General features: G+C 75.3%; 14 protein-coding genes and 1 pseudogene. 14 read left to right on the top strand and 1 reads right to left on the bottom strand.

Features of this window, described 5'->3' with window-relative positions; all coding sequences use genetic code 11:
• The 11 genes and pseudogenes from ACZ404_RS05935 to ACZ404_RS05885 all read left to right on the top strand — a co-directional run bounded on the left by ACZ404_RS05935 (position 1) and on the right by ACZ404_RS05885 (position 14,599).
• Positions 1 to 894 carry a carbohydrate ABC transporter permease gene (locus ACZ404_RS05935; protein ID WP_468436346.1) on the top strand — a complete coding sequence of 298 codons (894 nt, stop codon included), beginning with the start codon at positions 1 to 3 and terminating at the stop codon, positions 892 to 894.
• A gap of 90 nt (positions 895 to 984) precedes the next feature.
• Entirely contained in the window at positions 985 to 2,250 is a 1,266-nt protein-coding gene (locus ACZ404_RS05930; RefSeq protein ID WP_468436345.1) for a 6-phospho-beta-glucosidase, read from the top strand.
• Positions 2,241 to 3,218, top strand: coding sequence for an N-acetylglucosamine kinase (locus ACZ404_RS05925; RefSeq protein ID WP_468436344.1), 978 nt, complete (start codon positions 2,241 to 2,243; stop codon positions 3,216 to 3,218). Before ACZ404_RS05930 ends, ACZ404_RS05925 begins: the two co-directional genes overlap by 10 nt.
• Positions 3,219 to 3,257: 39 nt before the next feature.
• Positions 3,258 to 3,557, top strand: a pseudogene (locus ACZ404_RS05920) (hypothetical protein); the annotation flags it as partial.
• Between the two features lie 273 nt (positions 3,558 to 3,830).
• Positions 3,831 to 5,279 (top strand): hypothetical protein, encoded by a 1,449-nt coding sequence (locus ACZ404_RS05915; protein ID WP_468437152.1) that lies wholly within the window; start codon positions 3,831 to 3,833, stop codon positions 5,277 to 5,279.
• A gap of 14 nt (positions 5,280 to 5,293) precedes the next feature.
• Positions 5,294 to 6,322, top strand: a complete 1,029-nt coding sequence (locus ACZ404_RS05910) for a glutamate ABC transporter substrate-binding protein (RefSeq protein WP_468436343.1) — start codon at positions 5,294 to 5,296, stop codon at positions 6,320 to 6,322.
• Between the two features lie 47 nt (positions 6,323 to 6,369).
• Positions 6,370 to 7,644, top strand: a complete 1,275-nt coding sequence (locus ACZ404_RS05905) for a hypothetical protein (RefSeq protein ID WP_468436341.1) — start codon at positions 6,370 to 6,372, stop codon at positions 7,642 to 7,644.
• Positions 7,641 to 10,127: a serine/threonine-protein kinase gene (locus tag ACZ404_RS05900; protein ID WP_468436339.1), complete on the top strand. Its 2,487-nt coding sequence runs from the start codon at positions 7,641 to 7,643 to the stop codon at positions 10,125 to 10,127. The genes ACZ404_RS05905 and ACZ404_RS05900 overlap by 4 nt, the downstream gene beginning before the upstream one ends.
• A gap of 3 nt (positions 10,128 to 10,130) precedes the next feature.
• Complete coding sequence (locus tag ACZ404_RS05895; protein WP_468436337.1) at positions 10,131 to 11,441, top strand: PP2C family serine/threonine-protein phosphatase; 1,311 nt, start codon at positions 10,131 to 10,133, stop codon at positions 11,439 to 11,441.
• Between the two features lie 98 nt (positions 11,442 to 11,539).
• Positions 11,540 to 12,883: a vWA domain-containing protein gene (locus tag ACZ404_RS05890; RefSeq protein WP_468436336.1), complete on the top strand. Its 1,344-nt coding sequence runs from the start codon at positions 11,540 to 11,542 to the stop codon at positions 12,881 to 12,883.
• Between the two features lie 45 nt (positions 12,884 to 12,928).
• On the top strand, positions 12,929 to 14,599 hold the full coding sequence (locus ACZ404_RS05885) for an FHA domain-containing protein (RefSeq protein ID WP_468436334.1): 1,671 nt from the start codon (positions 12,929 to 12,931) through the stop codon (positions 14,597 to 14,599).
• Positions 14,600 to 14,626: 27 nt separating this feature from the next.
• Here ACZ404_RS05885 and ACZ404_RS05880 read toward each other — a convergent pair whose 3' ends face one another.
• Positions 14,627 to 15,607: a methyltransferase domain-containing protein gene (locus tag ACZ404_RS05880; RefSeq protein ID WP_468436332.1), complete on the bottom strand. Its 981-nt coding sequence runs from the start codon at positions 15,605 to 15,607 to the stop codon at positions 14,627 to 14,629.
• A gap of 162 nt (positions 15,608 to 15,769) precedes the next feature.
• On the opposite strand from ACZ404_RS05880, the gene ACZ404_RS05875 reads away from it, so the two are divergent.
• The 3 genes from ACZ404_RS05875 (at position 15,770) to ACZ404_RS05865 (ending at position 22,866) form a co-directional block, all read left to right on the top strand.
• Positions 15,770 to 16,174, top strand: a complete 405-nt coding sequence (locus ACZ404_RS05875) for a globin (RefSeq protein WP_468436330.1) — start codon at positions 15,770 to 15,772, stop codon at positions 16,172 to 16,174.
• Between the two features lie 180 nt (positions 16,175 to 16,354).
• Positions 16,355 to 19,708 carry an FtsX-like permease family protein gene (locus ACZ404_RS05870; protein ID WP_468436328.1) on the top strand — a complete coding sequence of 1,118 codons (3,354 nt, stop codon included), beginning with the start codon at positions 16,355 to 16,357 and terminating at the stop codon, positions 19,706 to 19,708.
• Between the two features lie 125 nt (positions 19,709 to 19,833).
• Positions 19,834 to 22,866 carry an FtsX-like permease family protein gene (locus ACZ404_RS05865; RefSeq protein ID WP_468436327.1) on the top strand — a complete coding sequence of 1,011 codons (3,033 nt, stop codon included), beginning with the start codon at positions 19,834 to 19,836 and terminating at the stop codon, positions 22,864 to 22,866.
• Positions 22,867 to 22,931 lie beyond the last annotated feature (65 nt).

Below are 22,931 nucleotides of genomic sequence, written 5' to 3'. Positions count from 1 at the left end.
ATGACGCACGTACTGGACCGGCCCGCGCAGCGGGCCCCCCGGGTCTCGGACGCCGAGCGGTCGGCGCGGCGCCGGGCGCTGCTGGAGTGGATCGCGGTGCACTCCCTCGGGGTCGCCGCCGCCCTCTTCTTCACCCTGCCCTTCGTGTTCGTGTTCCTGACCTCGCTGATGAGCGACTCGCAGGCGCTGAGCCGGGACCTGATCCCGCACACCTGGGAGTGGGGCAACTACCGAAGCGTGCTCGACACCCCCGGCTTCCTGACCTGGTGGAAGAACACGCTGATCTACGCTGGGCTCGGCACCGTACTGACCGTGGCGTCGTCCCTCCCGGTGGCCTACGCGCTGGCCAAGTTCCGCTTCCGGGGCCGCAACCTGTCACTCATGCTGGTGATCTCGATGATGATGCTGCCCCCGCAGGTCGTCATCATCCCGATGTACCTCTTCTGGGCGAAACAGCTGGACCTGTCGGGCACGCTGTGGCCGCTGATCGTCCCGATGGCGTTCGGGGACGCGTTCTCCATCTTCCTGCTGCGCCAGTTCCTGATGACGATCCCGAACGAGTACGTCGACGCGGCCAAGGTGGACGGCTGCGGCGACCTGCGGACCCTGCTCAGGGTGATCCTGCCGATGGCGAAGCCGGGCATCGCCGCCGTGGCCCTCTTCCAGTTCTTCTACGCCTGGAACGACTACTTCGGCCCCCAGATCTACGCCTCGGAGAACCCCGGCGCCTGGACGCTCAGCTACGGCCTGGAGTCCTTCAAGGGCGCCCACCACACCGACTGGAACCTCACCATGGCCGCGACCGTGCTGGTCATGGCCCCCGTGATCGTCGTCTTCTTCTTCGCCCAGAAGGCGTTCGTCGAGGGCGTCACGCTCACCGGAGTGAAGGGTTAGACCATTCATGCTGCGTCTGCCCGGGGGGCAACCCCCGGCCCCCCGGCCGACGAGGCCCATCCCCGGCACCTGGAAGCGAGGGACCCTCCAGTGAAACTCACCGTGGTCGGCGGAGGCTCGACCTACACCCCCGAACTCATCGACGGCTTCGCACGCCTCAGGGACACCCTGCCCATCGAGGAACTGGTGCTGGTGGACCCGGCGGCCGACCGCCTGGACCTGGTGGGCGGGCTGGCCCGCCGCATCTTCGCCAAGCAGGGGCACGGCGGCCGGATCGTCACGACCTGCGACCTGGACGCCGGTGTCGACGGCGCGGACGCCGTGCTGCTCCAGCTCCGCGTCGGCGGGCAGGCGGCGCGCGAGCAGGACGAGACCTGGCCGCTGGAGTGCGGCTGCATCGGCCAGGAGACCACCGGCGCCGGCGGTCTCGCCAAGGCGCTGCGCACCGTTCCCGTCGTCCTGGACATCGCCGAGCGGGTGCGCCGGGCCAACCCGCGCGCGTGGATCATCGACTTCACCAACCCGGTCGGCATCGTCACCCGCGCCCTGCTCCAGGCCGGGCACCGCGCGGTCGGGCTGTGCAACGTGGCGATCGGCTTCCAGCGCAAGTTCGCGGCGCTGCTGGGCACCGATCCCGGGGAGGTCCACCTCGACCACGTGGGCCTGAACCACCTCACCTGGGAGACCGGCGTGAGGCTGGGCGGCCCCGAGGGCGCGGACGTCCTGCCCAAGCTGCTGGCCGAGCACGGGGACGCCGTCGCCGGCGACCTGCGGCTGCCCCGCCCCCTCCTGGACCGCCTCGGCGTGGTGCCGTCCTACTACCTGCGCTACTACTACGCCCACGACGAGGTGGTGGCGGAGCTGCGCACCAAGCCCTCCCGGGCGGCGGAGGTCGCCGCCATGGAGCGCGAACTGCTCGCCCTGTACGGCGATCCGGCCCTGGACGAGAAGCCGGCGCTGCTGGCCAAGCGGGGCGGCGCGTTCTACTCGGAGGCCGCGGTGGACCTCGCGGCGGCGCTGCTGGGCGGTGCGGGGAGCCCGTACCAGGTGGTGAACACGCTCAACCGGGGCACGCTGCCCTTCCTGCCGGACGACGCGGTGATCGAGGTGCAGGCGGCGGTGGGGCCGGCCGGCGCCGCGCCGCTTCCGGTGCCGGAGCTGGATCCGCTGTTCGCGGGGCTGGTGGCGAACGTGACGGCGTACGAGGAACTGGCGCTCCAGGCGGCCCTGCGCGGCGGCCGGGACCGGGTCTTCCGGGCCCTGCTGGCCCATCCGCTGATCGGCCGGCACGCCTACGCCGACACCCTCACCGACCGGCTGATCGCGCACAACCGGGAGCACCTCGCGTGGGCCTGATGTCAACCGTGCTCGCCATCGACGCGGGCAACAGCAAGACCGACGTCGCCGTGGTCACCGCCGCCGGGGAGGTGCTGGCGACGGCGCGCGGCGGCGGCTTCCGTCCACCGGCGGTGGGGGTGGCGGCGGCGCTGGACGCCCTGGCCGAACCGGTGGCGCGGGCCTTCACCGAGGCGGGCGTGACCTCGGCCGGGCACGTCTCGGCGTGTCTGGCCAACGCCGATCTGCCGGTGGAGGAGGAGCAGTTGGCGGCCGCGCTGCACGCGCGCGCGTGGGGGGCGTCGGTGGAGGTCCGCAACGACACCTTCGCGATCCTGCGCGCGGGGGTGGCCGAACCCCGGGGCGTGGCCGTGGTGTGCGGAGCGGGCATCAACTGCGTCGGCATGCGCCCCGACGGCCGCACCGCCCGCTTCCCGGCGCTCGGCCGGATCTCCGGGGACTGGGGCGGCGGCTGGGGCCTGGCGGAGGAGGCGCTGTGGCACGCCGCCCGCGCGGAGGACGGCCGGGGCCCGGCCACCGAACTGGCCCGCACGCTGCCCGCGCACTTCGGGCTGCCCTCGATGTACGCGCTGATCGAGGCGCTGCACCTGGGGCACGTCGAGCACGGCCGCCGGCACGAGCTGACGCCGGTGCTCTTCGCCACGGCCGCGCGCGGGGACGCGGTCGCCGCGTCCGTCGTGGACCGGCTGGCGCAGGAGGTGGCGACGATGGCCACCGTGGCCCTGACCCGCCTGGACCTCCTGGACGAACCGACCCCGGTCCTCCTGGGGGGCAGCGTCCTGACGGCCGGCCACACCCGCCTGGACGACGGCATCCGCACCCTCCTGACCGCCCACGCCCCCAAGGCCGAGCCCCAGGTGGTGACCCCCGCCCCCGTCCTGGGCGCGGCCCTCCTGGGCCTCGACCACCTGGGCACGGCGCCGGAGGCCCAGGCCCGGGCCCGCCACCACTGGGAGCCCATGCCCTGACCGACGACGGCTGACGCCTCGGGTCCACCCCCGAGCCCGGTGCGGAGCGGACGGCGCGGCACGACCAGTGGGGTGTGGTGCCGGAGGCGCCCGAGCCGGCGTGCCGACGCGGTTCTGCGGCGAGTTGCCGGGGGGGGAGAGATCGCGCGGAGGACGCCGAGGGAGCGGCGATCGGGCCCGCGGAGGGCCTGGCCTGCCCGGCGTTCCCGTGGTCGGGACGACTGCGTGCCGCCCGTGTCGCCGACCCGTGGCGGGGACCAACGGATCGCCCCGCACCCGGACTTCGAGGTCACCGGTCTGCCGGCGGCCGTGGCCCGTGCCCTCGCACGCGGTGCTCGGGAAGCCGGGCATCAGCCCCAGGACACCGCTCGGGTGCCGCTCGACCCGGCAGGTCACCCCCTTGTGCCTGTACGTGGACGGCGGCGGCTGACCGCACCCCGGCCGGGGAACCGATCGCCCGGCCCCGGCGTATTCACCGGCACGGGGTGGTGCGACCCGCGCCCCGCGCCGTCCGTTGCGCTGCGATCCGATCAAGATCGAGTGAAGGCTGGTGCGGATGCCGGTCCGGGCGGCGATACTGTGCGGCGAACGGATGACCATGGGGGAGGTCAAGTGACACACCCGCCGAAGAGCAGCACGGCGCCACCCGGCGCGGGCCCCGCCCTGCCCGCCCCGCCGGCGCCGCCCGCGCTGCCCGTCGTGCCTCCCCAGCCCGGCCCGCCGGTGCCCGCGCCGGCCGCTCCGTCCCGCCGTACCGCGTTCGCCGAGGGGGTCGAACGGGTCCGCGCCGCCGCGACGACCGAACCGGGCCGGCTGCGGATCATCGGCGCCGTACTGGCGCTGCTCGTCGTCGCGTTCGGCGCCGTCACCGCCTGGCAGACCTCCGAGCGGGCGGCCGCCGCCGACGACGTGCTGCACCGCAGTCAGCCGCTCAGCTCCGGCGCGGCCGGCATCTACCGCTCCCTCGCGGACGCCAACACGGCCGCCTCCAGCGGCTTCCTGGCGGGCGGTCAGGAGACCGCCGCGTCCCGGGACCGGTACGAGAAGGACATCCGGACGGCCGCCGCGGGCCTCGTCAAGGCCGCCGCCAACGCCGAGCCGGGCTCGGCCTCCGAGACGACCATCGCCCGGCTGAACCGGCTGCTGCCCGAGTACAAGGGCCTGATCGAGCGGGCCCGGACCTACAACCGGCAGGGCTACCCGGTGGGCGGCGCGTATCTGCGCTACGCCAACGAGAAGATGCAGAAGGAGATGCTCCCGGCGGCGGAGGATCTCTACACCACGGAGAACCAGCGGCTGGACTCCGACTACGGCGACGCGCGGCCCTACCCCTGGGCCGCCATCGCGCTCGGCGTGCTCGCCCTGGCCGCGCTCGGCTGGGCCCAGCACCGCACCTACCGGCGCACCAACCGCGTCCTCAACCACGGCCTGGTCGCCGCCACGGCCGCGACGACGGTGGCGCTGCTGTGGCTGGTCGTCGGCCACAGCGTCGCGCTGTCCGGGCTCAACGGCTCCTACGACGAGGGCATCCGCTCCCTGAAGGTGCTGCACGACGCGCGGATCGCCTCCCTGAAGGCGCGCGGCAACGAGAACCTGAGCCTGGTGGCGCGCGGCGCCGAGACCGTCACGGTGGGCGGACAGCAGTACGACGCGTACTACTACGATTTCGACAAGGACATGACGGTGCTCGGCACGGGCCTCGCCGAGGCCGCCCGGCTCGCCGACGACCAGGCGGGCAGCGCACCGGTGAAGGCGGCCGAGGGCAACATGGCGGTGTGGAAGCAGCGCCACGCCGCGGCCCGCAGCGAGGACGAGAACGGCAACTACCAGCAGGCGCTGGACAAGGTGATCGGCGGCAAGGACGCCACCGGCGCGTGCTTCGACGGTGTCGACACCAATCTCGCCCACGCCATCGACCACGAGCAGGCCGAGTTCCAGCAGGCCGCCGGTGACGGCCGGGACGCCCTGACCGGGCTGCCCGTCGGCGCCGCCGTCCTGACGGTGCTCTCGGCCGCCGGCGCGCTCGCTGGCATCGGGCGCAGGCTTTCGGAGTACCGGTGACAAGGGGCGGGACGATGTACGCAAGCCGTGTACGGGCCTCCCTGAGGGGCTGGGGTGGGGTCGGCGCGATGGCGGTGCTGTGCGCCCTGGCGCTGGCCCTGGTCCTGCTGTTGCCGTGCACCCAGACGCCCGACGAGGGCAGGCCGGCCGGGCAGCGGGCGGTCGTCGCCGGCCAGGCCCGCGCGGACGGCTGCAAGGACTCCGAGGCGCAGAACCAGACGCTGTCCCCGTCCGGCGCCGACGGCCCGACGATCGACGCCATCAAGGCCCGTACGGGCGCCAAGCGCAAGCTGGTCGTCGGCGTCGACCAGAACAGCTACCGCTGGGGCTACCGCAACCCCAACACCGAGGGCGCCGAGCTGGAGGGCTTCGACATCGACCTGGTGCACCGGATCGCCCAGGACATCCTCGGGGACCCAAACGCGGTGCAGTTCAAGGCGATACCGACCAGCCGGCGCATCCCCGCCATCCAGGACGGCCGGGTGGACATGGTGGTGCGCACGATGACGATCACCTGCCAGCGCCTGGGCGAAGTGGCGTTCTCCGCGCCCTACTTCAAGACCGGCCAGCAGGTGCTCGCGCCCAAGTCGTCATCCATCACGGGGTACAACGACACGCTGGCGCACAAGAAGATCTGCACGGCGTCCGGTTCCACCGCCTACCTGAAGCTGAAGGCGGACCGGGACAAGGGCACCCTGCCCGCGTCCACCGACATCTCCACCACCGTCCCCAACCAGCTCGACTGCCTGGTGCGGCTGCAGCTCGGCGAGGTCGACGCGGTCGTCACCGACGGCGCGCTCGCCGCGAGCCAGGCCGCGCAGGACCCGACGCTCAAACTGATGGGCGAGGCGTTCACCACCGAGTACTACGGCGTGGCGATGAAGAAGGACGCCACCGATCTGGTACGCCGGGTCAATCGCGTCCTGGTCGGCTACCGCGCGAACGGCTGGCAGGCGTCGTACGACCGCTGGCTGTCGGCCACACTGGGGAAGGACTCGGGACCGTCCAAGCCGCCCGCGCCGCAGTATCTGCGCACCAGCTGACCCGCTTCCACGACCCAGGCCAACCACACAGCAGCGAGAGGTGATCGATGGGCGTCACGGACCCCGCCGGGCCGGTGATGGACCGGGACGAGGTGGACCGTGCGCTGGCGCGGCTCGGCCAGGAGCACGAGGCGATCGAGACCTCCCTGCTGGCCCTGCAGGACCACGCGGGCCGCAGACTCCTCGAGGGCGCCGAACTCACCGGCGTCACCGCCGAGCGCTGGGCCGACGCGGAGGCGTCGATCACCCTGCTGTGGGCGTACTTCGACGCCTACACCGCCGCGCTGCGCTCCGCGCGGGAGATCCGCGCCCGGCGCCGCTGGTCCAGCCGGGAGGACCTGGCGGAGCTGACCGCGCTGCTGCGCGACGACGCGGTCACCGTGCCGGGCGGCAACCGGCTCAGCGAGAGCTTCTCGCTGTCCTCGCTGGTGGACCGGATGAACGAGCTGTACGCGTCCTCGCTGGACCTGGTCGTCGCCGCCGACGCGGTGTGGTCCGCGCTCCCCGCGCGGATCGATTTACTGGCCGCGGAGCTGCAGCGCACCCGCAAGCTCGCCCACTCCGTCGGTGTGCGCCCCGGCGAGCATCCGGCGGGCGACGACCTGGAGCGCATCACGCGCACGCTGACCAGGCTGCGCGAGGACGTCGTCAGCGACCCGCTCGCCTTCTGGGTGCCGGCCGAGGGCAGTTCGGCGCCCGGCGGCGGCCGCCCGGACACCACGGTGTACGACCGTGAGGCGCGCGCCCTGGAGGACGTACGGCGGGAGATCGACGCGGTGCTGACGGTCCGGCAGGACGCGGAGGCGCGGCTGATCCGGCTGCGGGACGTGCTCTCCCGCGCGGACCGCACCCTCGCCGAGGCGCGCACCGCGCGCGGGGAGGTGCTGGCGAAGATCGCGGCGACCGAGGTGCCGGTGGTCAGCGGCCCGCCGACCGTGCTGCAGGAGCAGTTGGCGACGGCGGCGGAGTACCGGCGGCAGGCGCAGTGGCACCGGCTGTCCCCCCTGCTGGAGTCGCTGGAGGAGAAGGCGGAGGACGAACTGCTGCGCGCCCGTGAGTCGTTGACAGCGGTCACCGCGCCGCTCGCGGTCCGCGCCGAGCTGCGCGGCCGGCTGGACGCCTACAAGGCGAAGGTCGCCCGGCACGGCCTGGCCGAGGACCCGCTGCTGGTGGAGCGGTACGACGCGGCCCGCCGGATGCTGTGGAGCGCGCCCTGCGACCTGCGCGTGGCCGAACAGGCCGTGCTGCGCTACCAGCAGGCGGCGGCCGAGCTGCTCGGCGGCGCGAGCGTGCCGGAGGACCGGAAGGGGGAGCAGGCATGAGTCAGCCGGGGCAGAGCTGTCAGCGGCCGGGCTGCGCGGGGTCGTACGAGGACGTCGGCGGCGGTGAGCTGTACTGCGACACGTGCGGTCTCGCGCCGGTCGTCTCGGCCGGGGGTCCCTCCTCCGGGGGAGGCATGGTGGGCTCGGCGCCCACCGGGGTCACCCGGGGCTCGGCGCAGAGCGGCAGTGCGCGCAGCTCGCGCAGTTCCCGGACGTCGTCGCAGTCGTCGAAGTCGCGCCGCTCGGTGTCCGGGCGGCTCTCCCGCTCCCTGTCGGGCCGCTCCACCGGGCGTTCGGTGTCGGTGCGCAGCTCCGGGTCCTCCTCCGGGACCTCCACGCGCGGCCGGCTGGGTGCCGGGCTGGTGAGCGTGCCGCAGGTGCCGCGGCCCGACCCGCGCGTGATGGTGCTGGACAACCCGGAGGTGCCCGAGCGCAAGCGGTTCTGCTCCCGCTCGGACTGCGGGGCGCCGGTCGGCCGCGCCCGGGGCGACCGGCCGGGGCGCACGGAGGGGTTCTGCACCAAGTGCGGGCACCCGTACTCGTTCGTGCCCAAGCTGCGGTCGGGTGACATCGTGCACGGCCAGTACGAGGTCGCGGGCTGTCTGGCGCACGGCGGCCTGGGCTGGATCTACCTCGCCGTGGACCGCGCGGTCTCCGACCGGTGGGTCGTCCTCAAGGGTCTGCTGGACACCGGCGACCAGGACGCGATGGCCGCGGCGATCTCCGAGCGCCGCTTCCTCGCCGAGATCGAGCACGCCAACATCGTGCGGATCTACAACTTCGTGGAGCACCTCGACCAGCGCACCGGCTCCCTCGACGGCTACATCGTCATGGAGTACGTCGGCGGCAAGTCGCTGAAGGAGATCGCCAACGCGCGCCGCGCCGCGGACGGCCGGCGCGACCCGCTGCCGGTGGAGCAGGCGTGCGCGTACGGCATCGAGGCGCTGGAGGCACTCGGCCACCTCCACAGCCGCAACCTGCTGTACTGCGACTTCAAGGTCGACAACGCCATCCAGACCGAGGACCAGCTCAAGCTGATCGACATGGGCGCGGTGCGCCGCATGGACGACGAGGAGTCCGCGATCTACGGCACGGTCGGCTACCAGGCGCCGGAAGTCGCCGAGGTCGGCCCGTCGGTGGCGAGCGACCTGTACACGGTGGGCCGTACGCTCGCCGTGCTCACGTTCGACTTCCAGGGCTACACGAACGTCTTCGTGGACTCCCTGCCCGATCCGGACGACATCGACGTCTTCCAGCGCTACGAGTCCTTCTACCGGCTCCTGGTGCGCGCCACCGACCCCGACCCGGCCCGCCGGTTCGCCTCCGCGCAGGAGATGGCCGAGCAGCTGACCGGGGTGCTGCGCGAGGTCGTCTCGCTGCAGACCGGGCAGGCGCGGCCCGCGCTGTCGACGCTGTTCGGGCCCGAGGTGAAGGTCACCGACACGGAGCTGTTCGCGAAGCCCGACGGCGACGTGTCCCGGCTGGGGGCGCGGGCGGTGCCGAACGCCGCGTCCGCCCCTGCTCCGCCCTGGTCGGCCCTGGTCAAGCCCGTGGACACCGCGGCCGCCGCGCTCGCGCTGCCGGTCCCGCTGGTGGACCCGGCCGATCCCAACGCCGGTTTCCTCGCGGGCCTGATGGCCTCCGGCCCCGCCGAGCTGCTCACCGCGCTGGACGCGGCGCCCGCGCAGACCGTGGAGACCCGGCTGCGCCGGATCCGCGCCCTGCTGGAGAGCGGCGACCACCAGGCGGCGCTCACCGCCCTGGCCCAACTGGACGCCGAACGGCCCGAGGACTGGCGGGTGGTGTGGTACCGCGGCGTGGCCGCCCTGGTCACCGGCGACTTCGAGGGCGCGGCGCTCGCCTTCGACGCGATCTACGACGCCTTCCCCGGCGAGGCCGCGCCCAAGCTGGCGCTCGGCCTGTGCGCGGAGGTGCTGGGCCAGCTCGACAACGCCGCCGAGTACTACCGCCTGGTGTGGGCGACCGACCCGAGCTTCGTCAGCTCGGCCTTCGGGCTCGCCCGGGTGCAGCTGGCGGCCGGCGACCGCGGCAGTGCCGTCCGCACGCTGGAGTCGGTGCCGGAGTCCTCGATCCACTACACGGCCGCACGCGTCGCCGCCGTGCGGGCCCGGATCGGTCAGCGCACGGCGAGCGCCGGTGACGTACCGTTCCTGGACGACCTGACCGCCGCCGCCGGGCAGGTCGAGGCGCTGCAGGCGTACGGCCTGGACCCGGCGCGGCGCGAGCAGTTGTCGGCGGAAGTGCTCGGCTGCGCGCTGGACTGGATACTCTCCTCGGGCCAGGGCGCCGGCGGGCCCGCCGCCGAGGGACGGACGCTGCTCGGCAGCGGCCTGGACGAGCGGGGCCTGCGCTTCGGCCTGGAGCGCGCGTACCGCACGCTGGCCCGGCTGGCGCCCGGCGGCGAGGAGAGGATCGAGCTGGTGGAACGGGCCAACCGTTACCGCCCCCGGACGTGGGTGTAGTTGATGTCGCAGATGCCCCAGCAGGCCGCACTGTCGAAGTGCCCGAGCTGCGCGGAGCCGGTCGAGTCGGGTGACCTGTTCTGCGGCGCGTGCGGTTACGACCTCTCCGTCGTGCCGACGCCGCCGCAGGACCATCCGACGCTCACCATGACCGGCTCCCCCGCGCCCGGTGACGGCGTGGACTGGCCCGCCCCCGAGCCGGCCGGCTCCGGTGCCACCCCGCCCCCGGTGCACCTGCCGGCCGATCTGCCCGGCACCGACTCGGGCGGCCGCCCCCTGCACGCGCAGGAACCGGCCGCGCCCGGCGTGCGGTTCGACCGGCCGGCGGAGCCCGACGAGTATCCGCTGCAGGCCCCGGACCCGCGGGTGGCCGCCGACCCGGCCGCGGCGGAGGAGCCCGCGCAGGTGTGCGTGGCCTGCCGGGCGGGCCGGGTCGACGACGACGGCTACTGCGAGAACTGCGGGCACGCCCAGCCGCGCGAACGCGACCACATGGAGCGGGAGTCGGGCCCGGTCGCCGCGGTCAGCGACCGCGGGCTGCGCCACCACCGCAACGAGGACGCCTTCGCGGTCGGCCACACCGTCCTGCCCGACGGTTCGCCCGCGGCGCTGGCGATCGTGTGCGACGGCGTGTCCTCGGCCACCCGGCCCGACGAGGCCTCGGCGGCCGCGTCGCAGGCGGCCGGTGACACGCTGCTGGCGGCCCTGCCGCGCGGCACGCACCCGCAGGCGGCGATGCACGAGGCGATCGTCGCCGCCTCACAGGCCGTCAACGCCCTGGCGGACGAGCCGGACGCGGCGCGCGAGCACGCCCCGCACCAGAACGCCCCGGCCTGCACCATCGTCGGCGCGATCGTCACCTCCGGACTGCTGGTGGTCGGCTGGGTCGGCGACAGCCGCGCCTACTGGGTGCCGGCCGACCGCTCCGCGCCCCCGGCCCGGCTGACCGAGGACGACTCCTGGGCCGCGCAGATGGTGGCCGCCGGGCTGATGAACGAGGCGGAAGCGTACGCCGACGAGCGCGCCCACGCGATCACCGGCTGGCTCGGCGCGGACGCCTACGAACTGGAGCCGCACACCGCGTCGTTCAAGCCGGACCGCCCCGGTGCCGTCGTGGTGTGCACCGACGGGCTGTGGAACTACGCCGAGACGGCCGAGGAGATGAGCGAGGTCGTCCCGCCGGACGCGGCCCTGCGCCCGCTGCACAGCGCCCAGGTCCTGGTCGGCCACGCGCTGGACGGCGGGGGCCACGACAACGTAACAGTGGCCGTCCTGCCGTTCCCCGCGCCGCCCGAGGGGGCAGGATCGGCCTGAGGCGGTAACGACGGGGGAGCCTCGACGGGCCGGAGGGGACCGGTCCGGCCACACGCATGACCTCGCACGAGCGGGGCCCGAGGGGGATTCGATCGAGTATGGCCAATTTCGCGAAGTCGACCGTGCCGCAGTTCTCGGTGGACGTCTATCAGAACGAGTACCTGCCGGAGGGCGGCCGTGAGGTCAACGCCATCGTCACCGTGACCGCGACCGGGGGCGGCACCCTCGGCAGCGCCGCCGGGGTGCCCGTCCACGCGCCGGGGCAGGCCCCGTCCGCCGCCGTGGCGATCATGGTCGACTGCTCGGGCTCCATGGACTACCCGCCCACCAAGATGCGCGGTGCCCGGGACGCCACGGCCGCCGCGATCGACGCCCTGCGCGACGGCACGCACTTCGCGGTGATCGGCGGCACGCACGTGGCCAAGGAGGTGTATCCGGGCGGCGGGCGGCTCGCGGTCGCCGACGCCACCACCCGCGAGCAGGCCAAGCAGGCGCTGCGCCGGCTCGGCGCGGGCGGCGGTACGGCCATCGGCACCTGGCTGCGGCTGGCGGACCGGCTGCTGTCCTCGGCGGACGTCGCCATCCGGCACGGCATCCTGCTCACCGACGGGCGCAACGAGCACGAGGCACCGCAGGCGCTGAAGGCGGCGCTCGACGCCTGTGCCGGGCGGTTCACCTGTGACGCTCGGGGCGTGGGCACCGACTGGGAAGTGAAAGAAGTCACAGGGATCGCCTCGGCGCTCCTCGGTACCGCCGACATCGTCGCCGACCCGGCCGGTCTGGCCGCCGACTTCACGCGGATGATGGAGACGGCGATGGGCAAGGAGGTCGCCGACGTCGCCCTGCGGGTGTGGACGCCGGTCGGCACGAGCATCCGCTTCGTCAAGCAAGTCGCGCCCACCGTGGAGGAGTTGACCGGCCGGCGCACCGAGGCCGGGCCGCGCGCCGGGGACTACCCGACCGGGTCCTGGGGCGACGAGTCCCGCGACTACCACCTGTGCGTGGAGGTACCGGCGGCCGGCCTCGGCCAGGAGATGCTCGCCGCCCGGGTCTCGCTGATCGTCCCGCAACCGGACGGATCGGTGCAGAACCTCGGTGCGCAGGGCCTGGTCCGGGCCGTGTGGACCGACGACATGACGGCCTCCACCTCGATCAACCCGCAGGTCGCCCACTACACGGGGCAGGCCGAACTGGCCCAGGTCATCCAGAAGGGCCTGGATCTTCGCAAAGCGGGCGATTTCGATGGAGCAACGGCCAAACTGGGGCGGGCCGTTCAGCTCGCGAGCGCCTCGGGGAACGCGGATACTGCGAAACTGCTTGCGAAGGTGGTGGACGTGGTCGATGCCGCGACAGGTACTGTGCGGTTGAAGGCGAAGGTCGCGGAAGCCGACGAGATGACTCTCGAGACCCGGTCCACAAAGACTGTTCGTGTAAAGAAGTGACATCCGGACCTCCGGAGGACTTTCAGGAGAAGGGGAAGCGCCGACATGCCGACCTGCCCGAACGGACACCAGTCGGGTTCCGACGACTGGTGCGAGGTCTGCGGTCACCGCATGGCCGGTGCCGTACCTCCGCCCCCGCCGCCCCCGCCCGCCGGCGGCTACGGCTTCCCGCCGCCGCAGGGCGGCCGGCCCGCGGGGCGCCCCGCGGGCTCCGGCGCGCCGGAGCCGGAGCTGTGCCCGCAGTGCCGTACGCCCCGGGAGGGCGGCGCGCCGTTCTGCGAGGAGTGCCGGTGGAACTTCCTGACCAACACGGCCACTTCCTACACCCCGGCCGCCCCGCGCCCGGCCCAGCCCCGCTTCCAGCCGCCGAGCGCGACGTACGGCGGCGGTGACGGGTACGAGTACCAGGGCTCGCGGCCCTCGCAGGTGAACCGGCCCGCCGAGCCGATCCCGTCCTTCGGCAGCGAGCCGTCGGGCCCGACGCCGTTCGCCGGCGAGCGCGGCCCGTCCGGCCCGCCGCCCACCTCGGGCGGCCCGTCGGGGCCCGGCGGCCAGGGCGGCCCCTCCGGCTTCGGCGGCGGCCGGCGTCCCTCCGGCCCGCCGCCGGCCTTCGACGGGGGCTCTTCCGGCTTCGGCGGCGGCCCGGGGCAGGGGCATGGACAGGGGCCGGGTGGCCCCGGTGGCGCTTCCGGCTTCGGTGGACCGGGCCAGGGTTCCGGCGGCCCCGGCGGCCCGTCCGGCTACGGCGGTGGACCGGGGCAGAGTTCCGGCGGCCCCGGCGGTCCCTCCGGCTACGGCGGTGGACCGGGGCAGGGTTCCGGCGGCCCCGGCGGCCCGTCCGGCTACGGCGGTGGACCGGGGCAGGGTTCCGGCGGCCCCGGCGGTCCCTCCGGCTTCGGTGGGGGGCCCGGGCAGGGTCCCGGTGGTCCTGCCGTTCCGCCGCCCTTCGGGCGGGAGCCCTCCGGTCCCGGCGGGCCGGGCGCGCCCGGCTCCTCCGGCTTCGGTGGCGACCCCTCCCGTCCGGTTCCGCCGCCGCCCGGGCCGACCCCGCCCGCCGGTCCCGGCGGCACGGCCGGCGGTGCGCCGCAGGCCTTCCAGCCGTCCGGTCCGCCCGCGCCGCCCGCGTTCCCGCAGGAGACCGGCCGGCCCCCGGCCGGCGGATCCTTCGGCGGCGGTGAGGACGACTGGGTGATCTCCCCGCCCTCGTCCGGCCCCGGCGCCCGTCAGGGCGGCTACGGCTATCCGCAGCCCGGCGGCACGCAGGCGCCCGGATCCGGCTTCCCGCAGGCTCCGCAGGCCCCCCGGGGGCCGGCCACCTGGACCGCGACCATCGGCCCGGACCGCGAGTACTTCATGGCGATGATGCAGCGCTCGGGCCCCGAGGCCGCGGGCCTGAACCTGCCCGCGTACTCGCCCGAGCAGCAGCGCACGCTCACCGGCAACCAGGTCACCATCGGCCGCCGCCGCCACTCCACCGGCGACACCCCCGACATCGACCTGTCGGTGCCGCCGGAGGACCCGGGCGTCTCGCACCAGCACGCGGTGCTGGTCCAGCAGCCCGACGGCACCTGGGCGGTCGTCGACCAGAACTCGACGAACGGCACCACGGTCAACGGCTCCGACGAGCCGATCCAGCCGTTCGTGCCGGTGCCGCTGCAGGACGGCGACCGGGTGCACGTCGGCGCCTGGACGACGATCACGATCCGCCGCGGCTGAGCACGCTCGGCGGCGGAGCCCCTGCGGTCACGGCAGGGGCCAGGCGTACGGCCCCTCCGGGTCGTCCAGCCACGCCCAGATGTGCTCGCCGGCGACCGTGACGCCGTAGCGTTCCCGTTCCGGCGTGCCCTCGCGCTCCCAGAGCGCGCAGGCCTCCTGCGGATCGAGGACGCCCCGGGTCAGGGCGAGCAGGAAGCGGAAGCTGTCCTGCTCGCGCGCCCGGACCGGCAACCCGCCGAGCGACACCGGCTCGGGCTCCGCGCGGCCCGCGCCGCGCAGCGGCACGAAGAAGGCGGCCGTCGGCAGGAAGCGGCCCTCGGCGTGCCCGGCGTCGCGGACGGTGAGGGCGAGCAGCCCGGTGGCCAGCGGGGTCAGGATGCGCGCGCCGGGGCGGCACTGGGCGAGCCAGGGGCGCGGCACCGTCGGCAGGGCACAGGTGGCGATGATCCGGTCGAAGGGGGCGCGTTCCGGCACCCCTCGCGCGCCGTCGCCGGTGACGACCGGCACGCGGTGACCGGCCGCGGCCAGGTGCTGCCGGGCGGACTCGGTGATCTCCGGTTCCAGGTCGATGCTGGTGACGAGGTCGTCGTCGCCGAGCCGGTGCGCGAGCAGCGCCGCGTTGTACCCGGTGCCGGCGCCCACCTCCAGCACCCGGTCGCCGTCCGTCACGCCCAGGGCGACCAGCATCCGGGCCATCAGCGAGGGCTGGCTGCTGGAGGAGAGCAGCTCGCCGTCGCGCAGCCGGGTGGCCAGCGGCACGTCGTCGTAGGCGCCGCGCACCCAGCGCTCCCGTGCCCCGGGGTCAGGGCTTGCGCTCCAGCGGCGCTCGTAGCCGCGTGGGCCCACGACGTAGTAGTACGGCACGAACAGGTGCCGGGGCACCGCCCGGAACGCCTCCCGCCAGACCGGGTCCGCCGCCCAGGCGCCCTCGGCGTCGATCTCCCGCACCAGCGCGGCCCGCGCCTCGGCGGCGAGTGCCTCGATCCCGGTGCCGTCCTGGACGCCCATGGGTCCACAGTAGGGGCGGGCGGCAAGGGAGGTCGTAGGGCTCGGGTCCTCGGTCACCCGGTCTGAGACCATGGACGGGTAGTGCAGTTCCCGGGGGCGGCCCCGGGCCCCCGGCCGAACAGCCTCGGGGCGGACCGGCAGACAGATGTGAGGCAATCCGACGTGACCGAGATCCGGCGCGGCACGCTGCAGGAGCAGACCTTCTACGAGCAGGTCGGCGGCGAGGAGACCTTCCGCCGGCTCGTCCACCGCTTCTACCAGGGAGTCGCCGAGGACCCGTTCCTCCGCGCGATGTACCCGGAGGAGGACCTGGGCCCGGCCGAGGAGCGGCTCACCCTGTTCCTCATGCAGTACTGGGGCGGCCCCACCACCTACAGCGAGCGGCGCGGCCACCCCCGGCTGCGCATGCGGCACGTCCCGTTCACCGTGGACCGGGCCGCGCACGACGCCTGGCTGCGGCACATGCGGGTGGCCGTCGACGAGCTGGAGCTGTCCGAGGAGCACGAGCGGACGCTGTGGAACTACCTGACGTACGCGGCCCAGTCGATGATCAACACCCCGGACTGACCGGCTCCCGCTTCCGGACCCGTTCGCGCTGAACGTCGGATTCCGGGCGGATGACGCCGGATTCCGGTCACGATCGGGTATAGACCGGTCGACAACCGCTTACCCAGGCCGGTTCGCTCTGCGAGCATCGCCCGGAGATCCAGAAATTCACGGGGAGTTTCCGGGCGACACGGGGGCCGGATGACGGGGTTCGTCGTCTCACGCGCGCGGGCGCACCGCCTGCTGCTCGGCTCCGCCCTGCTCACCGTGGCGCTGACCACCGCGGTGCTGGCCACGCTCACGGCGTACTCGGGGGCGATCGGCGACGCGGCGCTGCGCCACGTACTGAACGACCGGCGCACCACGTCCGACACCGCACTCATCGTCAAGGCCGACGTGCCGGCCGGGCAGCGCGCCGCCGCCGAGACCGCCGTACGGGACGGGGCGCGGCGGACCTTCGGCGGGCTGCCGGTGACCGTCCGCACCCTGCGCCGCTCGGGCCCGTACGCGCTGCCCCGCTCGCTGCAGCCGCCCGCCGCCCGGTCCGGCGACCCGGACCTCACCTACTTCGCGGCGCTGGATGCCACCCAGGTCCGGCCGACCGCCGGCCGGCTCCCGCGCCGGAGCACCGGCGAGGTCGAGGTGGCCCTGCCACAGGCCGCCGCCCGGCCGCTCGGGCTGAAGCCCGGCGACCGCCTCACCCTGACCGACCGGCTCGCCGACCGCACGCTCGAGGTCCGCGTCACCGGGCTGTACCGGCCCACCGCCGTCGACTCCGCGTACTGGCGGCTGGACGACCTGCTCGGGCGCGGCGTGAAGAAAGCCGGCTTCACGACGTACGGGCCGCTGCTCGCCGACCCCTCGGTGCTCGGCGGCGGCCGGGTCAGCTCCGGTACGACGGCGTGGCTCGCGACGGCCGACTTCTCCTCGCTGACGACCGGCCGCATCGGGGAGCTGCGCAGCGCCGCCCGCGCCGGAAGCGGGGCGCTGCGCTCGGCCCCCGCGCTGAGCGGGGCCACGGCGGCCTCGACTTCGCTGCCGGACGTCCTGGACCGGATCGACCGCTCCCTCCTCGTCTCCCGCTCCACGCTGCTGATCGTCGCGCTCCAGCTGGTGCTGCTCGCCGGGTACGCGCTGCTGCTGGTGGCCCGGCTGCTCGGCACCGAACGGGCCGCCGAGACCCGGCTGCTGAGGGCCCGCGGCGCCTCCCGCGCCCGGATCGCGGCCCTCGCCGGCGCCGAGTCGCTGCTGCTCGCGCTCCCGGCGGCCGTGGTCGCGCCCCTGCTCGCCGGCCCGCTCACCACCCTGCTCACCGCCCACGGCCCGCTGGCCCGCCTCGACCTGCGCCTGGACCTCCCGGTGGCCGGCGCCCCCGGCGTGTGGCTGGTGGCGGCCGCCGTGGCCCTCGGCTGCGCCCTGACGGTGACGCTGCCGGCGGTGACGGGAGGCGGCGGCGCGGAGCGTCCGACCCGACGCGGGCAGCGGGGTCACCGCAGGCGACCGCTCATTCCCCGTGTCGGAGAAGGCCGTTCCGGACGGTCGCGCGCGCCCCGCGCCCGTCGCGCCGGCGCCGGGCTCCTCCCCGGTCCGCTGCGCGCCGGCGGCGACCTCGGGCTGCTCGCCGTGGCCGGGGTGGCCTACTGGCAGTTGGAGCAGCACGACTCGGGGGGCGTCGCCGCCGACCGGACGGGCACCCTCGGGGTGGATCCCCTGCTGGTGGCCGCGCCCGCGCTGGCGCTGCTCGCCGGAACCGTGCTGACGCTGCGCCTGCTGCCCCCGGTGGCCAGGCTCGCCGAGCGGGGGGCGGCGGCCGGGCGGGGGCTGCCGATGGCGCTGGCCGGCTGGCAGTTCAGCCGCCGCACCGCGCGTCAGGCGGGCCCGGTGCTGCTGCTCGTGCTCGCCGTGGCGCTCGGCATGCTGGCCATCGGGCAGGCGGCCTCCTGGGACCGCTCACAGGACGACCAGGCCGACTTCCGCGCCGGGGCTCCGGTACGGGTGCTGTCCTCGGGGGAGGGCGCACTCGGCCGTACGGACGCGTACGCCGCGCTTGCGCACGTGCGGGCGGCCGTCCCCGTGCTGCGCGGCGAGGAGCCCCTGTCCGGCGAGCGCACCGCGACCGTGCTGGCCACCGACACCGCGCACGCCGGCAGCGCGCTGCTGATGCGCCCGGACCTGGCGGACACACCGCCGAAACCGCTGCTCGCCGCGCTCACACCGAAGGACTCCCCCGCCGGCACCCGGATCCCGGCGCACACCGCGCGCCTGCGGCTGACCGCGAGCCTGCACCGCTCGACCGGCCCCGACACGACCGCCGACGTCACGCTCGCCCTGGAGGACCGCTACGGGGTGCCGTACGACCTGCCGGTGGGCCGGCTGCCCGCCGACGGCAGGGCGCACACGCTCACCCTCGACCTCACCTCCGCACCCGGCCCGGCGGTCCTGACCGGTCTGCAACTGGACATGACGCAGCCCGACGACCGAGGCGAGCGGCACCGGTTCACCGTCCGGGAGCTGGCCGCCGTGAGAGCCGACGGCACCGTACGGCCGCTCGCGCTGCCCGCCTCCTGGAGCACGGCCGTGCACACCGGCGGCGCGGCCGTGACGACCGCCCGGACCAGCCCCACCCGGCCCCGGCTCAGCTCCCGCACGCCACTGGCGTTCACCTACGGCACCGGATACCTGCCGAACGCGAACGCCTGGACGGTCGCGTCGCTGACGGTTCGGTTCCAGGTGGCGCGGCCCGCGCCGCCCGAGGTCACGGCCGTGGCGACCGACCGCTTCCTGCAGTCGGCGGGCGCCCGCACCGGGCAGCGTCTGGACGTGACGATCGGCGACCAGAGCCTGCCGGTGCGGATCGTGCGTTCCGTGCGCGCCCTGCCCACGACCGGCGCCCCGGAGGCCTCCGGAAGCCAGGACGGGGGCGCCGTCCTGCTCGACCTGCGCGCCGCGAACCGGGCGCTGCTGGCGCGGCACGAAGAGAGTGTCACGCCGAACGAGTGGTGGCTGAGCACCGCGCCCGGCGACGCGGCCGGGGTGGCCGCCGCCGTGCGGGCGCTGCCGGACGTCGACCCGGGGGAGGTGCTGGTCCGGGACGAGATCGCCGCCGAACTGCGCGACGACCCCTTCGGCGCCGGTCCCACGGCCGCGTTCACCGCGGCGGCCGTGGTGGCGGCGGCCCTGGCCGCGGTCGGCTTCGCCGTCGGCGCCGCCGGGTCGCTGCGGGCGAGGGAGGCCGACTTCGCGGTCCTGCGCGCCCTCGGCGCCCCGCGCCGCCGGCTGGCCCGGACGGTAGCCGCCGAACTGGCCGTACTGGTGGGCCTGGCCCTGGCGGTGGGCGTGGCCCTGGGCACCGTACTGGCCCGGGGCGTCCTCCCGCTGATCGTCCTGACCGACGAGGCCTCCCGCCCCGTACCGGACCTGCTGGTGCAGCTTCCGCCGGGCCGCGTCGCGCTGCTCCTCGTGGCCGCCGCGGCGGCACCGCTGGCGGTCTCGGCGGCGACGGTCCTGCGCCGTGCGGACCCGGTACGGGCGCTGCGGGAACAGGGGGGTGAGTGAGGTGGTGTCCGGCGCGAACAAGGGGCCGCATCCGGCGAGTTCCGGGGCTGCCACCCCGGCCGTGGCGCCCCGTCCCACGACGCGCACCCGCGCGACTCCGGGGCCGTGCGAAGGGGGTGCGTGAGGTGCGTTCCGTTCCTGTCGTGGTCGCCCCCTGGGTGCGCACCCGGTTGCGGGCCGCGCCCGGTGCCGCCGCCGCGCTCGCGCTGCTGGTCGCGCTGACCGCGTGCCTGGCGGGCGCCTTCCCGCGGGCCGTCGACCGGTACGAGGACGCGGGCCTGCGGCACACCCTGGGCCAGGCCCGCCCCGAGCGCACCACCCTGCGGATCACCTCGTCCCTGGACCAGCCCGACACGTTCTCCGAGGACCCGGCCCCGCTGCTCCGCCCCGACGCGCTCGAACGGCGGTACGAGAAGCTGCTGGGCGCGGTCGGCGGGGTACCGGCGACCGACCGGTCCCAGTCGGCGTACGGCGTCGCCGAGGAGAGCAACCTGACGGTGCCCGATCCGTGGATCCCGCGCCCGACCGGCCATCCGGCCCGGGTCTCCCTGGTCGCGCCGAGCGGCCTGGGCCGGCACGCGAAGGTCCGGGAGGGCCGGCTGCCGCGCGCCTCCGGGCCGGTGGACGCGAGTTCGCCCCGGGTGGAGGCCGCCGTCACGGCCGCGACCGCCAAGGCCCTGCACATCAGGGTCGGTTCGGTCATCCACCTGCCCGGCATCCCCCGCCCCCCGCTCGCCGTCCGGGTCACCGGCATCCTCACCCCGCGCGACCCCACCGGCGCCTACTGGTCCACCGTCCCGCTGCTGCGCACCCCCAGCCTGATGCGCCTGCCCGTGCCCGGACCCGAGCAGAACTACTGGCTCGGCGCCCTCCTGCTCCCGCAACGGGCGGCGCCCGTGCTGCTGGGCACCGGCGCGAAGCCCTTTCGCTACTGGTACCTCGCCCCCGACCTCGACGGCCTGCGCGCCCACGACCTGGACGCCCTGAAGTCCGCCGTCGCCTCCGCGGAGTCGGGCCCCGGTCTGCGGCGCGCCCGCGCCGTCGCCGGCTCGGACGCCGACGTCGGCACCGACCTGGACGACGTCCTGGCCTCCTTCGACCGGCTGCGCTCGGGCATCTCCCCGCTGGTCGCGGTGGCCGCCGCCGGCACCGCCACGGTCGCCGGCGTCGTCCTGCTCATGGCGGGCGGTCTGGCCGCCGACCGGCGCCGCACCGAACTCGCCCTGCTGCGTGCCCGCGGCGCCTCGCTGCCCGGCCTGGCCGGCCGGCTGCTGGCCGAGACGGCGGTGGTCGCCGTACCCGCGGGAGCGGTCGGCCTGGCCGCCGCGCTGCTCCTCCTCCCGGGCGGCCGCACCGGGTACGCCGTCGCCGCCGCACTCGCCGTCACCGCCGCCGCCGGCGCCGCGCTCCCGCTGCGCGCCGCACTCGCCCACCGCGCGGTGCGGCTGACGGGTCCGCGCGAGGACGTGACCGCCGTACGGCCCACCCGGCGCCGCACCGTCGCCGAGCTGACGCTGCTGGCACTGGCGGCCGGGGCGGTGGCCACGCTGCGCAGAAGCGGCACGTCGGCGGGCCAACTGGTGTCCCTCGCCCCCGTGCTGACCGGCATCATCGCGGCCCTCGTCCTTCTGCGCCTCCACCCGTTCCTCCTGCGCCGCCTGTCCCGCCCGGCCGCTCGGCTGCGCGGTGCGGTGGGCCACCTCTCCCTGGCCCGGGCGGGCCGCACCCGCGCCTCGGCGGTGCTGCCTCTGCTGGCCCTGCTGACCGCCCTGACGACGGCGGCCTTCGGGGGCTCGGTCCTCGCGGGCGTGGCCGACGCCCGTGACCGGGCGGCCCTCCTCGGCGTCGGCGCCGACGCCCGCCTCGACTCCACCACCGCGCTGCCGACCGACCTGGCCGCCCGGATACGCACCGTGCCCGGCGTCTCCGGGGTGACCCCGGCGAGCATCACGTACATGGCGAAGCCGGAGGACGGCGAGGACACGGTGCCCCTGGTCGGCGTCGACCCGGTGCCGTACGGCCGCCTGGCGGCGGAGACGGGGATGGGGGCGTTTCCCGCCGGGCGGCTGGAGCGGTCGTCGTCTCGGGCTGGTGGGCCGGAGGCGTCGGACGCGCCTCGTGGGTCGGATGGATCTGTGGGGTCGGATGGATCCGGCGGGCCGGATGCGTCCCGTGGGCCGAAGGGACCCGATGGGTCGGGCGCATCCCGTGGGGCGGATGGATCCGGCGGGTCCGCATCCCGTGGGGCGAAGGGAACGAGACCGGATGGGGCGGACGCATCACGCGCGTCTGATCGATCCGGCGGGTCCGGCGCATCCCGTGGGGCGAAGGGGCCGGGACCGGATGGGGCGGGCGCATCGCGCGGGTCGGGCGCATCCCCTGGGGCGGGCGGATCGGGCCCGCTGCCCGCGCTGGCCTCGCCGTCCGTCGCCCGCGCCTACGGGACCGGGCGCCCCTTCCCGGTCCGGCTGGAGGACGGCAGCGCGGTGACCGTCCGGATCACCACCGTCCGGGACCGCACGCCGGCCGTACCCGGCGCGGACTTCCTGATCGTCGACCGCGCCGGCCTCCCCGCCGCGGCCGCCCGCCCCACCAGCCTGCTCCTGACCGGCGCCCACCCGGACACGGCCGCGCTGCGCCGCCTGGCCCCCGCTCGGACATCGGTCCGGGTACGCGCCGAAGAGCGGTCCCGGTACGCCGACTCGCCCCTGCAGACCGGCGCCGGGCACGTCTACACGGCGGCGGTGGCCGCGGGCGCCGGATTCGCCGTACTGGCCCTCCTGCTGGCCCTGCTCAGGGCGGCCCCGGAACGCACCGCGCTGCTGGCCCGCCTGCGCACGATGGGGCTCACCCGCGCCCAGGGCCGCCGCCTCCTGGTCCTGGAGTCCCTCCCCCAGGCGCTCCTCGCCGCCGTCGGAGGCACCCTGACCGGCTGGGCCACGATCCTCCTCCTGTCCCCCGGCATCGACCTGACGACCGTCGCCCTGACCTCCGCAGAGACCCCGGCAGGCAAGGCGGTCCTCCATCCGGACACCTGGTCCCTGACGCTCCCGGCGCTCACCGTCCTGGTACTCGCGGTGGGTGTGCCCGCCCTCCAGGCCTGGTGGACGGGACGACGCAGCTCGGTGACCGAACTGAGAGCGGGCGACACCACATGAAAGCCCAGGCCGCACCAGGCAACTCACCGCCCGGCACCGGCGCAGCACAGCCACAGCCGACGCCA

This window comes from Streptomyces sp. NPDC030798, from assembly GCF_055572275.1.
The sequence above is the reverse complement of the archived record's forward strand: the minus strand, read 5'-3'. Positions and strand labels throughout refer to the sequence as shown.

What these genes read in the sequence shown, in the direction of transcription:
- ACZ404_RS05890 (WP_468436336.1), top strand. Translation starts at nt 11,540, where the DNA reads ATGGCCAATTTCGCGAAGTCGACCGTGCCGCAGTTCTCGGTGGACGTC.
- ACZ404_RS05910 (WP_468436343.1), top strand. Translation starts at nt 5,294, where the DNA reads ATGTACGCAAGCCGTGTACGGGCCTCCCTGAGGGGCTGGGGTGGGGTC.
- ACZ404_RS05905 (WP_468436341.1), top strand. Translation starts at nt 6,370, where the DNA reads ATGGGCGTCACGGACCCCGCCGGGCCGGTGATGGACCGGGACGAGGTG.
- ACZ404_RS05885 (WP_468436334.1), top strand. Translation starts at nt 12,929, where the DNA reads ATGCCGACCTGCCCGAACGGACACCAGTCGGGTTCCGACGACTGGTGC.
- ACZ404_RS05900 (WP_468436339.1), top strand. Translation starts at nt 7,641, where the DNA reads ATGAGTCAGCCGGGGCAGAGCTGTCAGCGGCCGGGCTGCGCGGGGTCG.
- ACZ404_RS05870 (WP_468436328.1), top strand. Translation starts at nt 16,355, where the DNA reads ATGACGGGGTTCGTCGTCTCACGCGCGCGGGCGCACCGCCTGCTGCTC.
- ACZ404_RS05935 (WP_468436346.1), top strand. Translation starts at nt 1, where the DNA reads ATGACGCACGTACTGGACCGGCCCGCGCAGCGGGCCCCCCGGGTCTCG.
- ACZ404_RS05880 (WP_468436332.1), bottom strand. Translation starts at nt 15,607, where the DNA reads ATGGGCGTCCAGGACGGCACCGGGATCGAGGCACTCGCCGCCGAGGCG.
- ACZ404_RS05895 (WP_468436337.1), top strand. Translation starts at nt 10,131, where the DNA reads ATGTCGCAGATGCCCCAGCAGGCCGCACTGTCGAAGTGCCCGAGCTGC.